General features: G+C 65.0%; 10 protein-coding genes. 6 read left to right on the top strand and 4 right to left on the bottom strand.

Annotation, left to right across the window (positions count from 1 at the left end):
• Positions 1-5: 5 nt before the first annotated feature.
• The gene (locus tag L0B83_RS14635; RefSeq protein ID WP_234759190.1) at positions 6-143 is read right to left on the bottom strand and encodes a hypothetical protein; all 138 of its coding nucleotides are present in this window, start codon (positions 141-143) and stop codon (positions 6-8) included.
• 82 nt (positions 144-225) lie between these two features.
• Entirely contained in the window at positions 226-609 is a 384-nt protein-coding gene (locus L0B83_RS14630) for a hypothetical protein (RefSeq protein ID WP_234759189.1), read from the bottom strand.
• A gap of 278 nt (positions 610-887) precedes the next feature.
• Here L0B83_RS14630 and L0B83_RS14625 point away from each other — a divergent pair, with 278 nt between their 5' ends.
• The 6 genes from L0B83_RS14625 to L0B83_RS14600 all read left to right on the top strand — a co-directional run bounded on the left by L0B83_RS14625 (position 888) and on the right by L0B83_RS14600 (position 9,384).
• Entirely contained in the window at positions 888-3,371 is a 2,484-nt protein-coding gene (locus tag L0B83_RS14625) for a sensor domain-containing protein (RefSeq protein ID WP_234759188.1), read from the top strand.
• Between the two features lie 220 nt (positions 3,372-3,591).
• Positions 3,592-4,224, top strand: a complete 633-nt coding sequence (locus tag L0B83_RS14620; protein WP_234759187.1) for a protein tyrosine phosphatase — start codon at positions 3,592-3,594, stop codon at positions 4,222-4,224.
• A gap of 151 nt (positions 4,225-4,375) precedes the next feature.
• Positions 4,376-4,912 carry an RNA polymerase sigma factor gene (locus L0B83_RS14615; protein ID WP_234759186.1) on the top strand — a complete coding sequence of 179 codons (537 nt, stop codon included), beginning with the start codon at positions 4,376-4,378 and terminating at the stop codon, positions 4,910-4,912.
• Positions 4,909-5,643 (top strand): hypothetical protein, encoded by a 735-nt coding sequence (locus L0B83_RS14610; protein ID WP_234759185.1) that lies wholly within the window; start codon positions 4,909-4,911, stop codon positions 5,641-5,643. Before L0B83_RS14615 ends, L0B83_RS14610 begins: the two co-directional genes overlap by 4 nt.
• A gap of 11 nt (positions 5,644-5,654) precedes the next feature.
• Positions 5,655-8,024 carry a S8 family peptidase gene (locus L0B83_RS14605; RefSeq protein WP_234759184.1) on the top strand — a complete coding sequence of 790 codons (2,370 nt, stop codon included), beginning with the start codon at positions 5,655-5,657 and terminating at the stop codon, positions 8,022-8,024.
• Positions 8,025-8,283: 259 nt separating this feature from the next.
• On the top strand, positions 8,284-9,384 hold the full coding sequence (locus L0B83_RS14600) for a glycosyltransferase family 2 protein (protein WP_308193999.1): 1,101 nt from the start codon (positions 8,284-8,286) through the stop codon (positions 9,382-9,384).
• 280 nt (positions 9,385-9,664) lie between these two features.
• On the opposite strand, the gene L0B83_RS14595 is transcribed toward L0B83_RS14600, so the two are convergent.
• Both L0B83_RS14595 and L0B83_RS14590 read right to left on the bottom strand, forming a co-directional pair.
• A complete protein-coding gene (locus L0B83_RS14595) occupies positions 9,665-9,802 on the bottom strand; it encodes a hypothetical protein (RefSeq protein WP_234759183.1) in 138 nt (45 codons plus the stop codon).
• A gap of 565 nt (positions 9,803-10,367) precedes the next feature.
• Positions 10,368-12,967, bottom strand: a 2,600-nt coding sequence (locus L0B83_RS14590) for a putative Ig domain-containing protein (protein ID WP_234759182.1), incomplete at its 5' end; no start/stop codon positions are given.

Below are 12,967 nucleotides of genomic sequence, written 5' to 3'. Positions count from 1 at the left end.
CACGCCTAGTATCTCGACGGTTGTGACGTTGTTTCCCTTTGTGGCGAGCTCACCGCGATCCTCATGCGGTTGACCTCTCCGCCCTCCTCGACGCTCATCGCGACCGCTTTATATGCCACCTTGGCGCCCTTGATGAGGCTCATGCCCTCCCCGCCGGCCGTTGTCACATCTCCGGTTAGGCGCAGGATCCCGAGCAGTTTGCTGACCTGGATGCCGACCGAGCCGTCAGTGGTCTGATGGAGGCGAAGGTTGCCTCCCGCGGAGATCCGTCGTACAGGGTGAATCCACGGGCGCCTTGCCGGTCGTTCGGATAGTGTTTTTGACCTCCAGCGAGTCGATGTCGCCGAAGCTTACGAATCCGATCCCGCCCGGCACGTTAGAGGTTGTCGGCGCGTCAGCTGTCCATGTTTTCACCGTGCCCCAGTTGTCGAGGACCATATCGTTCTGGCCAGACGTGGTTACCGGACCGGTGTTGACAACGCGGTCTACGCGGGCGCCCGAAATCACGAACACGCTTCCCGAGATGAGGCCCGGGGTCAGCCCCAGCGCCTGCCGCAGCGCCCGGCGCGCGTAGTCCCCGTTTCCAGCCCGTGAGATCCACCAGCTCATCCAGGATCCGTATCTTCTCCGCCCGGGTCCTGCGGGCATACGCCCGCGCCTTGACCACCTTGACTGCCCTGCGCTGGCTCATCGTCAGTCCCATCCCTCAAGGATGTCCGCGCCTGCCCCTTCCCGGACCTTTTGCACTGAGGCAACGTATCGGGCTCCGCGGACCTTTCCCATGAGTCAACGCGGGGTATTGCCCGCGGGCAGTATCTGGACGTAGCCTGCTGGGAAATTCCTGTTCCGGATGTTCCGCTTGAACGGGGAGACAGCGAGGGGGATCCGTGACCGCGGAAGGCTATGACGACTTGGTGATGCAGTCGCTTCTGCTGGAGGAGATCGGGCAGTCCGTGATCGCACTGGATCGGGGCTGGCGTGTTACGTATTGGAACCGGGCGTCGGAGCGTCTCTATGGTTACGCTGCCGCGGAAGTGCGAGGCCGTAAGATCACAGAACTGTCCATCATCGCCGGTCCCGATGCAGCCGGGCGGGAAATCGCCGACACACTCATTTCCGGGCGAACCTGGTCCGGTGAGTACTGGATGCGGCACCGGGACGGCAGGAGGTTCCCAATTCATGCGACGGTCGCTCCTGTCCGGGGCACCCATCCGGTCCCCATTGCGGTGGTTGCGGTATCCAAGGACATCTCCGAACGCAAACACGCCGAGGCGCTCCTGCGGCGAATGTCGGCGCTGGTCGAATCGTCAGGGGATGCCATCATCGGAGCGGACTTGGATGGCACCGTCACGAGTTGGAATGCCGGTGCTGCCAGGATGTTCGGTTGGCGGGCCGCGGAGGCGCTGGGCCGCGACCACCGGCTTCTAACCACTCGCGCCGATAAGGGTTTCAGGAAGGAAGTCCTCGCACACCTGCAGACTTCAGGATTTGCAACTGGTGTCGAAGCCCGGTGGAAACGCAAAGACGGATCCACCATTGACGTGTCCTTGACCGTCTCGCCGGTCTTCGACGACGATGGCCAGCGGGTGGGTGGGTCCGTCATTGCCAGGGACATCACCGAGCTCAAACGCCTCCAATCCGATGCCGACAGGGAGCGGGAACGCCTGATCGCAGCCCAGGAAATCGCCCACGTCGGAAGCGTCGAGTTCGACTACACCACCGGACGGTGGTGGCACTCAGAGGAATACATGCGGCTCATCGGCGGAGCACCGGACGAACTGCCCTCCAAGGAAAGGATTCTCTCCGTTGCCCACCCGGATGACCGTGACCTGCTCGGGGTTGTCTATCGCAGGCTCGAAGCGGGCGAGCCGTATGTGGAATACGAATTCCGGATCCTCAGCAAGACAGGCGCCGTCCGGTGGCTGCATGCGCGGGTCCGGGTTTTCCAGACCCCGGATGGGAGCCCTTCACGCCTCCTGGTCACCATCATGGACACCACCGAGCGCAAACGTGCGCAGGAAATCCTCGAACATCAGGCCTTCCACGACGGCTTGACCGGGCTGCCGAACAGGTTTCTTCTCGCCAAAGTCCTCCAGGACCTTCTGGACCGCAGATGCCCGCAGGTGGTGATCATGTTCGTGGACGTGGACCGATTCAAACTGATCAACGACGGGATCGGCCATGGCGCCGGTGACGCGGTCCTGATCCAGCTTGGCGCCCGGATCCGCGCGGCCGTCCGCACAGCCGACACCGTGGGCCGCTTCGGCGGTGACGAGTTCATCGTCGTCTGCGAGGACCTCAGCCCAGGCGACGCCGCAGCCATGGCCGAACGCATCCGGTCCGCCACCAGGGAAGGATTCGACCTTGACGGGCGGCGAATCTATCTCAACGTCAGCATCGGCATCGCCGCTGCCGGACAAGGGGACACCGCCGAGTCTCTGCTGAGCGGCGCAGACACGGCCATGTACGCGGCCAAAACCGCCGGCGGTGACCGCACCGAGATCTACGACCTAGAGCCGGCCAACGACCCGGAGCCAGGTAAACCGGTGATCCCGCGGCTGGATCTGGAATCGGATCTGCGCACCGCCCTGGAACGCGGCCAGATGCACCTTGAGTACCAGCCGATCATCGAGCTCGCCGACGGCAACACCACTGGCTTCGAAGCGCTCCTGCGCTGGGTCCACCCCTCCCACGGCATGATTCCCCCGAGCAGCTTCATTCCAGTCGCCGAAGAGACAGGCCTGATCGTGCCCATCGGGGCCTGGGTCATGACTCAGGCCCTGACCCAGGCACAACGCTGGCGGGAATCAGTGCCGGGCATGGAGAACCTATCCATCGCCGTGAACATTTCCGTCCGCCAGCTGCTGGACACGGGCTTCCTCGACATCGTGCACGGGGCCCTCTCGGACAGCGGGATCGCCCCGGACGCCGTCAGCCTGGAAATCACCGAAAGCGTCCTCATGGAGCAGAGACAATTCCCCATGGACACGCTGAGGGAACTACACGCCCAAGGCATCCGGCTTTCGATCGATGACTTCGGAACCGGCTACTCCTCCCTAAGTTACCTGAAATGGCTGTTTGCCCGGGTCCTCAAAATTGACCGCACCTTCATTGAAGAACTCGGAACCGACCCCCAGGGCGCCACGCTCGTCGAACTCATTCTGGGAACAGCACGCAGCTACGGACTCGACGTCATCGCAGAAGGCGTCGAAACCCAGGCTCAACTGGATGAACTCACCCGCCTTGGAGTCCCCAAAGCCCAAGGCTACTTCTGGCACCGCCCCATGCCGGCCGCCGACGTCCCCGGATGGATCACCGTCTCCTGGACCGGGCCCGCGGTCTCCGCAGCCGAAATGAATACGGACACGTAACCCCGGTGCAGTGACCCTGCCCGCCTATCAACCAGCCCGGGCTACAGGGGGCTACCTCACGGAGTAGTCCGAAGTGGACTGGACCCGTTTGTCCGCTGAGCGTGGTCAGAAAACTTTTCCCGGGCGGGCGTAACTTTTCGGGCTCAGTAGCGATTACATAGCTAGGGTCTGGGCCCTGCACCCCTGGGGGTGCTGAGTTTGTCCTATCTTGGGAGGTCTCATGTCATTTTTCACCGCGCTGCTCACCAGGAAGATCGCTGCCGGCGGACTGGCCGCCGGAACTCTCGCCGTTGGAGGAACCGCTGCCGCCGCGTTCGCAGGGAGCCTGCCCGCACCCCTGCAGCAAAGCGCCCACAAGCTGATCGGCGCCCCCGCCCCGGCTGCTTTCACCGCCCTGGCCGCCGAGGCAGACGCCACCCCCACCACCGACGTCAGCCCCAGCGCCGAGGCACCGGCGACGGCGGATCCTGCCGAGACGGCAAGCCCCACGGACAGCCGGTCGGGGGCGCCGGTCGGCCCTGACGCGACAGGACCGGCAGCCTACGGACTCTGCCAGGCCTTCGCCCATGGCGGGCTCGACGCCTCATCGACTGCTTACAAGTCCCTGACCGTCGCAGCCGGCGGCGCCACGAACATCGCCACCTACTGCGCCGCCGTGGCGTCCCCGGGAGAGTCCGCAAGCCGCCGCCCGGCCGAAACCGGAGCCGAGTCGGCCACCGCCCACATTCCCGCCGACGCGGCAGCACACCTTCCGGCGGCACCCCAACTGCCCTCCCAAGCTGTTGTTCCGGCAGCGCCGCAGCAGGCTGGTACCGGCACGGCACACAAGCCTGCTATGGCCGGCCGACCGTAGGAAGTTACTTGGGCTGCTGCTGTCCGGTAGGCGCGCTTCGGGGCGTGCCGGACTAGGAGCAGCGCATGAAGGCGTGGACAGGACCTGCGGGTCCGGACCGTCCTGCCTTGTCGGATAAAGTGACTGCCGGGGGTGGCTAGTGGAGACATCGGTGACAGAGGGGACGGGTCTGGCGCAGGCAGACCCGGATGCCTTGTTCATCGAAGCCTACCGGGTGTACTCGCCCGGGGTCTGCGGTTATTTGCGGACCCGCGGGGTGGAGGATCCCGAGTCCGTGACACAGGACGTGTTCCTGGCCCTTTACCCGCGGCTCGGGGACCTTAGGGGCGGGCCGGCAGGGCTGAGGACCCTGATCTTCACCATCGCTCATGCCCGGGCCGTGGATTCCCAGCGCAGCCGGGTCCGGACGCCTGCATCGATTGAGTACGACCCCGCCAGGGACCCCCGCCTCACGGAATCGGCTGAAGACGAGGCGCTCGACACGATGGCCGACGGACTCGCGCTTCTGGAAAGCCTGCCCGACGATTATAGGGAAGTTCTCGCCTTGCGGGTTATCGCCGAACTGTCTTTGGAGTCCACTGCCAGGATCATGAACAAGTCACAGGGCGCTATCAAGCAACTGCAACGCCGCGCGCTGGGCCGCCTCAAGGAAGCCCGGCAGGAAACGAAAGACCAAGGTAAATCGTGACCACCAGTGATTTCCGCGGTGCCGAAGAGCTGCACGACCAGCGCATCGTTGAGGACCTGCTGACCGAATCCGGAATGGACCATCCCGTCCACGCCGGGCAGCTGAAACCCGCGCTGATGCATGTCCGCAGGATCGCGCACGGCCAGCAGCCGACACCCCGGGGTGAATTCGCCGCCCTGCTGGCAAGCCTGAATACCGGACCAACCACGGCCCCGGGAACAGGCACTGTCTCCAGCCTCGAAAACCGGCGCGGGATACGCCACGCGCGGCTGGTCATCGCCGCCACGGCGCTCTGTCTCACCGCGGGAGCCGGGGCGGTCGCGGCGGCTGTGAACCCGGATATCCGCGACACCGTCACTACCCTCGTGGACACCCTCACATCCGCTCCGAACGACCGACTACCAGGCATCCCTGAACCCGTTGATACCCCTGCGCCGGCCGTCCCCGTGCCCGGGCAACCGGCCCTGCCGGGCAAAGCTGTACCCGGCGGCGCACCCGTAACGCCACCGGCAGTTTCCGACCAGCAACGGGGCGAACCGGTGCCAGGTCCCCAAACCAACCTTGGCCTTCATGGCTCCCCGGCCACCGAACACCGCGCAGCGCCGGTCATTCCTCGGGCCGGGGTACCGGCCCAGCCGCCGGAACTGCCCACCACGAGCACGCCTCCCCGTCATACCGGGGCCATTCCCGAGCCGCCCCCGACTGCTCACGGCAACGGCACCTACAAGTAAGGGCGTAAATCATGCATTTGGTTCAGCGTCTGGCCGCGGCAACCGCTGCGCTGTTACTCCTGCCCATCGGGGTGGCCGAAGCCTCACCGCCACCATCCCAGCCTGCCGAGACTGCCATCCTCGGCCCGGCCGGCGGGCAGGTTTCCCTGACCCCGGACCCCGCAGCGGGCGAGGCGCGCTACATCGTTCGTTATGACCAGGCCGCAGATACGGCGCGGCAAACAGCTTCGCTGCAGGCCCGCGGTGTTCGTACGGGCCGTACGTTCTCGCACGCGGTCAAGGGCGCTGTGGTGGTGGCGACGCCGCAGAAGGCAGCCGAGCTGTCCACGGTTCCCGGGGTGGCCGGGGTTCTGCCGGACAAGCCGGTGAAACTCGAGGCCACCCAGGACGGGGCACCGTGGGGCCTGGACCGCACCGACCAGCGCACCTTGCCGCTCTCGGGCACCTATTCGCCGCCCTCGGGCGGGACCGGTGTGACGGTGTACGTGATCGACACCGGGATCCTCGCCACGCACCAGGACTTCGGAGGGCGCGTTCAGGCTGGCTTTGACGCTGTCGGTGTCGGATCAAACGGCGGGATTAATGACGGTCAGGGCACATCGGACTGCAATGGCCATGGCACGCATGTGGCCGGCATCGCAGCAGGGGCCACCTATGGCATGGCCAAATCGGCGACCCTCGTCCCGGTCCGGGCGCTGGGCTGCGATGGCAGCGGGTGGAACTCGGACGTCATCGCCGGCCTTGACTGGATGGTCCAACAACACCAGCCCGGGCAACCGGCCGTTGCCAACCTCAGCATCGGAGGCGCTGCGGACAGCGGCCTGGATGCTGCCGTGCAGGGGGCCGTCGATAACGGGATCACCGTGACCGTCGCTGCCGGGAATGCAAGCACCGATGCCTGCACCGACTCCCCGGCCCGGGTGGCCGCCGCGCTGACCGTGGCCGCGTCCGACGTCTCGGACCGGCAAGGTTCCTTCTCCAACTACGGGACCTGCGTGGATCTTTACGCGCCAGGGGTTCAGATCACCTCGGACTGGTATACATCAAGCTCTGCGACTGCCGTCCTCAGCGGCACATCAATGGCTGCCCCCCACGCTGCAGGAGCGGCAGCAATGATCCTGGCCCAGCACCCTGCATGGACCCCCGCCCAGGTCTCCAGCACCCTGACGTCCTCCGCGACCATAGGAGCCATTACAAACCCTGGACCAGGAACACCCAACCGCCTCCTGTACGTGGGCCCGGCCGACACCAACGGATCCGTAGTCGCGGCCGGCGGCTTCGTCCCACGGGCCCCCTACCGTGCACTGGACAGCCGCGACGGCACCGGAGGAATCACCGGACCCATCAGCCCAGGCCAGACAATCAATGTCAAGGTCACCGGACGCGGCGGCATACCGGCCACCGGAGTTTCAGCCGTAGCCCTCAACATCACCGTCACAAGCCCGGCCGCTGATGGTTTCATCACCGCCTACGCCGGGGGCACCGCCCAACCGGGAACCTCGAACGTGAACTACGGTCCAGGCCAGACCATCCCCAATGCCGCCGTCACACCTGTAGGCGCCGACGGCACCATCAACTTCACGAACACCTCCTCCGGAACCACTGAACTGATCGCCGACACATCCGGATACTACCTCCAAGGCACGCCCACAGCCGCCGGCACATTCCAGGCTCTCAGCCCCTCCCGGTTCCTGGACACCCGCACATCCTCACCAGTGGCGCCCGATTCGACGGTGTCGTTCCAGGTCGCCGGAGTGGGAAACATCCCAGCCACAGTCTCAGCCGTTGTTTTCAACCTGACCGTCGCCAATCCCCAGTCCTTCGGATTCATCACCGCCTACCCTTCCGGCACCACGCGCCCTGACGCATCGAACCTGAACTTCGCATCCGGCCAGACCGTACCCAACCTGGTCACCGTCCCGGTAGGCACCGACGGGAAGGTCACACTCTACAACCACTCATCCGGAGCGACGGAACTAATTGCCGACATCGCCGGCTACTACCTCCCCGGCAGAGCGACCGCCACCGGCGCCTTCCAGGCAATTGCGCCCTCACGGATTCTGGACACCAGGACAACCTCGCCTGCACCACCGGATTCAACAGTGTCTTTCCAAGTTGCCGGGGCCAACGGCATCCCCTCCCCGGTCTACGCCGCCGTCTTCAACCTCACCGTCACCGAACCCCAGTCCTACGGGTTTCTCACCGCATACGCTTCCGGAAGCCCACTCCCCAACGCCTCCACCCTCAACTTCACCACCAACCAGACCGTCCCGAACCTGGTCAACGTCCCCGTCGGTCCTGACGGCAAGGTGACCATCTTCAACCGCTCCTCCGGAACCAGCCAACTCATCGCCGACCTCGCCGGATACTTCCTGCCCTAACCATCCCAAGTCATCTAGCTGACCACCGAGCGTCATCCCGGCCGGTGGGCCAGCACCAACATGATCTCCGCCAGCACCAAGGGTGGCCATTCGGCCGTCTTTTCTTGGTTGCCGTCTCGGCATGGCGCAGCGCGAGGTGTCACGGGAGCGCGGTCGGACATTGCGGCTTGTATCCCGTAGATTCGATGTGACGGCAATGTAGGGAAGGGTTCGATCCGCTAAGATTGGTGCCCGATGGTGGCTTTTGACGAAGCACCCGATGTACACAGTTACCCGGTTCCGGGCAGGCCGGTTTTTGTCGATGCCTCCGGCAGGCGCCTGCGGCGTCTCAAATTCCTTGGCATCGGGGCGTTGGCCGTCGTGGCAGGATATCTTTCCCTTCTGCTCGTCGCGGTTGTCGGCGGCCCCAACATTGCTGCACCGTATCTTCCGTTCCCCGTCAGCCCGGAGACGGGACCGCGGACCTCGCCGAGGCCCTCGGATTGCCGAATGTGCGCGTGGTCCGGAAAGAGAACGGGGGAAGCCCTCGGCCCTCAATGCCGGCCTCGGCCTTGCTTCCCACGAAATCGTGGTGATGGTCGACGGTGACACCGTGTTCGAGCCGGACACCGTCCGCGCGCTCATTCAGCCATTCGCCGATCCTCGGGTCGGCGCCATCTCAGGGAACACGAAGGTCGCGAACCGGGGCGGCATCCTCGGGGCATGGCAGCACATCGAGTACGTGGTTGGGTTCAACCTCGACCGTCGGCTGTTCGACATCGCCGAGTGCATGCCGACCGTGCCCGGCGCCATCGGTGCCTTCCGACGCGACGCGCTCTTGCGGGTGGGCGGCGTCAGCAACGACACCCTCGCGGAGGACACCGACCTGACGATGTCGTTATGCCGCGACGGTTGGCGCGTGGTTTATCAGGACAATGCGAGAGCCTGGACGGAGGCGCCCGCAAGCCTTGGCGCGCTCTGGAAGCAGCGATACCGCTGGTGCTACGGCACGCTCCAAGCCATGTGGAAGCACCGCGGGGCGGTTTTCCAAGGGGGGCAGGCAGGGAAGCTTGGCCGCCTTGGGCTCGGCTACCTGCTTGTGCTGCAGGTGCTTTTGCCGCTGTTCGCGCCGATAGTTGATGTGTTTGCCATCTACGGGCTGATTTTCCTTGACCCGGTCCGGATTGCCTTGCTCTGGCTCGCGTTCCTTCTAGTCCAATTCCTCATGGCTGCCTACGCTTTCCGGCTCGACAAGGAGCGGTTCGGACCACTGTGGACCCGGAGCTCAGTGCCGACGCGCAGCAGTGTCGCTTCCCGGCGCGCAGGCCGGCTTGCCCGCGTCCGGGTCGAAGAACACACGGTAAACGTCCGCCGTCGATGACGAACTGGCAAGTCCGTGCCTTCGAACCTTGACTCCGGGCACCTGGACGCGCTCACCGTCCGCGTTGCCGCCCGCCCAGGCACCCTGCGCAATGCCGACCATCAAGCGCTTGGGAGCCCTCCCGCCCTACGAACCGCTCGAAGTCGACCGCACCGTGGGCCCGGATGGCTGGATCAACCTCACAGGACGGCGGGTGAAGATCGGCGCCGAGTGTGCGGGTCAGAGGATTACCGTCCGACTCGACGGGCACCTCCTGCCGAAGTGCGCGACGAGCGGCTGGTCAAAAAACCATGGCGTCGCCGTTTTGGCCGGCGTACGGCGGCGGTTCGTCGGTGCCCCGCCCTGCCGCGACCGACCTTCCCCCGGCGCTGGCCGCTATCAGCGCCGAGCGCGAGGTGCCCAGGGCAGCTGCCGTCATGGTGGGCCGTCAGCGCCTGCACGTCGGCCGCACTCACGCAGGGTGGAACGTCACCATCTACGTCGAGGACACCCAATCCGCGTCACCCACGACGGTGCCGAAATATCCCGCCAGTCCGGCGAAGGTAAAAATCCACCCACCCAAACCCTGGCCAACCTGTCCGAATGTCCTGAACCGGCAAAAGGATCTCCTGTCACAAATAGGACAACGAACCCCCGGGACCTCACGCGAGGGTGACTGATAAGAGCTCAGGTCGAGTCCCACCTGGGGCACGTTTTCACACGTCAGGGGCCCTTTTTGGGCCTCTGAGCGTGGGGCGAACGGTATTCGTCTGTCTGCCCCGCTGGGGTGTTCTATCTGACTCCGGCTCCCTGCTTAGTTTGCTGGGGATCTGGTTCTGTTGTCTCCTGGTCTTTCATGGCGGCGGATGGTCCGGGCGACATGACTTGTGAGAAATCGGCACCGGAATTTATTTCGGCGGATCGCGTCTTACGCATTGGCGTGTCCGGAAGACACGGATGGGGGACCGGGGCTGGAACGTAACCAGCCTCGGGCTCCCTTCGTTTTACGGCCCGGATGTCACTCTGACCTGTACTGGCGTGCTGCTGGGGGTGGTGGTGCCGTTGCCCAGTTGGCCGTAATAGTTATCTCCCCATGCACGGACGGTGCCGTCGGTCAGCAGGGCATAGACGGTGCCATTTCCGTACTCGGCCAGCGGTACCAAGGCGGCGGCCGTAAGGCCGCTGACTTGGATGGGGGTGCTGCTGTTGGTGGTGGTGCCGTTGCCCAGCTCACCGTATGAATTGTCCCCCCAGGCCCAGACGGACCCGTCCTGGAGTACGGCGTACGCATTGAAGTTGTTGGCCGTGATCGCGGTGGCACCTGTGAGGCCGGTGACTTGGACGGGGGAGAGGCTGGTGTTGGCGGAGGTGCCATTGCCGAATTGTCCGTAACCGTTGTCCCCCCATGCCCGGACGGTCCCATCCCGCAGAAGGGCGTACGCTGTGCTTCCACGGGCCGTGATCGCGGTCGCGCCCGTGATGCCGGTGACTTGGACGGGTGTGTTGCTGTTGGTGGTGGTGCCGTTACCAAGTTGCCCTGACGTGTTCTGCCCCCAGGCCCGGACGGTCCCGTCCTGCAGTACGGCGTACGCATTGAAATAGCTTGCCGTGACTGCGGTGGCGCCGGTGAGACCGGTGACTTGGACGGGTGTGCTGCTGTTGGTGGTTGTGCCGTTGCCCAGCTCACCGTATGAATTGTCCCCCCAGGCCCGGACGGTCCCATCCTGAAGCACGGCGTAGGCCTTATATTCATACGCAGTGATCGCGGTGGCGCCGGTGATGCCGGTGACTTGGACGGGTGTGCTGCTGTTGGTGGTGGTGCCGTTGCCCAGCTCACCGTATGAATTGTCCCCCCAGGCCCGGACGGTCCCGTCCTGAAGCAGGGCGTAGGCGGTAAAGGAGTGGGCCGTGATCGCGGTGGCGCCCGTGATCCCGGCGACTTGGACGGGGGTGCTGCTGTCGATAGTGGTGCCGTTTCCGAGCTGCCCATAGGAGTTGAAACCCCAGGCCCGGACGGTCCCGTCCTGAAGTAGGGCGTAGGCGTTGTAGACGGTGGCCGTGATCGCGGTGACCCCAGTAAGGCTAGCGACTTGGACGGCTGTGCTGCTGTTGGTGGTGGTGCCGTTGCCCAATTGCCCGTAAGTGTTCTGTCCCCAGGCCCAAACCGTCCCGTCGTTTTTCAGGGCATAAGCTGCGTTCCCCGAACTGACGATGGTTTTGACGCCGCTGAGGCTGGGAGGGGCTGCGGGTTGCGTCGTGAGGGTGGTGGTGAGGGCGGTGGTGCTGTTGTGGTTGTCAGTGACGGTGATGGTGAGGTTGCTGGTGCCAGCTTGCGTGGGTATGCCGGTGATGGTTCCGTTGGTCGGTTCCAGGGTGAGGCCTGGGGGGAGTGTGCCTGTGGTGATGGTCCAGGTGTAGGGTCCGGTGCCTCCCGCGTCGCTGAGGGTGGCCCGGTATGCCGTGCCGGCGGTCGCCGCGGGCAGGCTGGTCGTGGTGATGGTGAGCGGGCCGGTGCTGGCAGGAGGCGGTGGGGGCGGGGTGTCGTAGGTGGCGATGCGTTTGGTGAAGAAGGTCCCGGTGAGCATGGTGACGTGGGCGGGGGAGCCGGACCAGAAGCAGGCCAGGCAGGCGCCGAGTTCGTAGCCGGCTGTTGCGTCGATGGTGGCGATGGGGTGCGTTGTGGGGGTGTAGTTGGTGTCGATGGCGGCGTTGAGCTGGCCGGTGATCCCGACCATGTCGTCGAGGGCGACGCCGAGGTTGATGGCGGCGGTGGCTTTGGCTTCAACACCGGTGGTGCTGGTCAGGGCCAGCGGCAGGGATGTGGTGGAGCAGAATTTTGTGCGGCTCTCGGCCCCGGCGCTCCAGCGGTATTCGGCTCCGCACTTGAGGGTGATGGAGGTGTTCATGGCGACTGTCCCGGTGACTTCCAGTGTCAGTGTGGGGCGGGCGCTGAGGGCAACGAAGCCCAGTTCTCCGGCGGGGACACGGGTTTTTGCTTCGGGCAATGTGAGAATGCACTGGCCTTGTCCGGAGATGCTGGCACCGAGGTTAACGGTGATGGTTCCGTCGAGGTCGAACTGGAAGAGATCCAGACCACCGGTTCCGACGTAGACACCGCCGAATCCGAAGATCGGGTGTTTCCAGATGGCTGCAAGGGAAGGGGTCATGTTGGTGGTCGTGGACAATCCTGCGGGAACCGCGGTGACCCCTGCGTCGCATTGCAACGCGGACGCGCTGGTGGCCTGGGTTGTGACCGACGGGGCAGGTGTCGTGCCGAAGGACTGGGCCACGGTGGCGGGGGATCCGCTGGTGAGGGTCGGGTCGATGCTGTTGACCGTCCCCTCGGTGTAGGCGTCTGCCGGGGTGGTGGGGGTGACGGACGCGGTGGTCGTCCCGTCGGGGTTGCTGGTCAGGGTGTTGATGTAGACGATGGCGCCGGATTCGATATCGGGGGTGGGGGCGAGGACGAGGACCTGCCCGGCAGTGATTGTCGTGCCGTTCACGGCGGGACCGGTGAGGGTGACAGTGGCAACCTTCTGCGTCGTACTATCCCGTGTGAGGGATTTGATGGCGGCGGCCGGGACCTGGACGGTCCGGGTGCTCG

This window comes from Arthrobacter alkaliphilus, from assembly GCF_021483235.1.
In the GTDB taxonomy this organism is placed as follows: domain Bacteria; phylum Actinomycetota; class Actinomycetes; order Actinomycetales; family Micrococcaceae; genus Arthrobacter; species Arthrobacter alkaliphilus.
The sequence above is the reverse complement of the archived record's forward strand: the minus strand, read 5'-3'. Positions and strand labels throughout refer to the sequence as shown.

Bases quoted from the DNA above. Each gene is read 5' to 3' on its own strand.
- L0B83_RS14595 (WP_234759183.1), bottom strand. From the start codon at position 9,802: ATGACGGCAGCTGCCCTGGGCACCTCGCGCTCGGCGCTGATAGCGGCC.
- L0B83_RS14635 (WP_234759190.1), bottom strand. From the start codon at position 143: ATGAGCCTCATCAAGGGCGCCAAGGTGGCATATAAAGCGGTCGCGATG.
- L0B83_RS14605 (WP_234759184.1), top strand. From the start codon at position 5,655: ATGCATTTGGTTCAGCGTCTGGCCGCGGCAACCGCTGCGCTGTTACTC.
- L0B83_RS14600 (WP_308193999.1), top strand. From the start codon at position 8,284: ATGTACACAGTTACCCGGTTCCGGGCAGGCCGGTTTTTGTCGATGCCT.
- L0B83_RS14630 (WP_234759189.1), bottom strand. From the start codon at position 609: ATGAGCTGGTGGATCTCACGGGCTGGAAACGGGGACTACGCGCGCCGG.
- L0B83_RS14620 (WP_234759187.1), top strand. From the start codon at position 3,592: ATGTCATTTTTCACCGCGCTGCTCACCAGGAAGATCGCTGCCGGCGGA.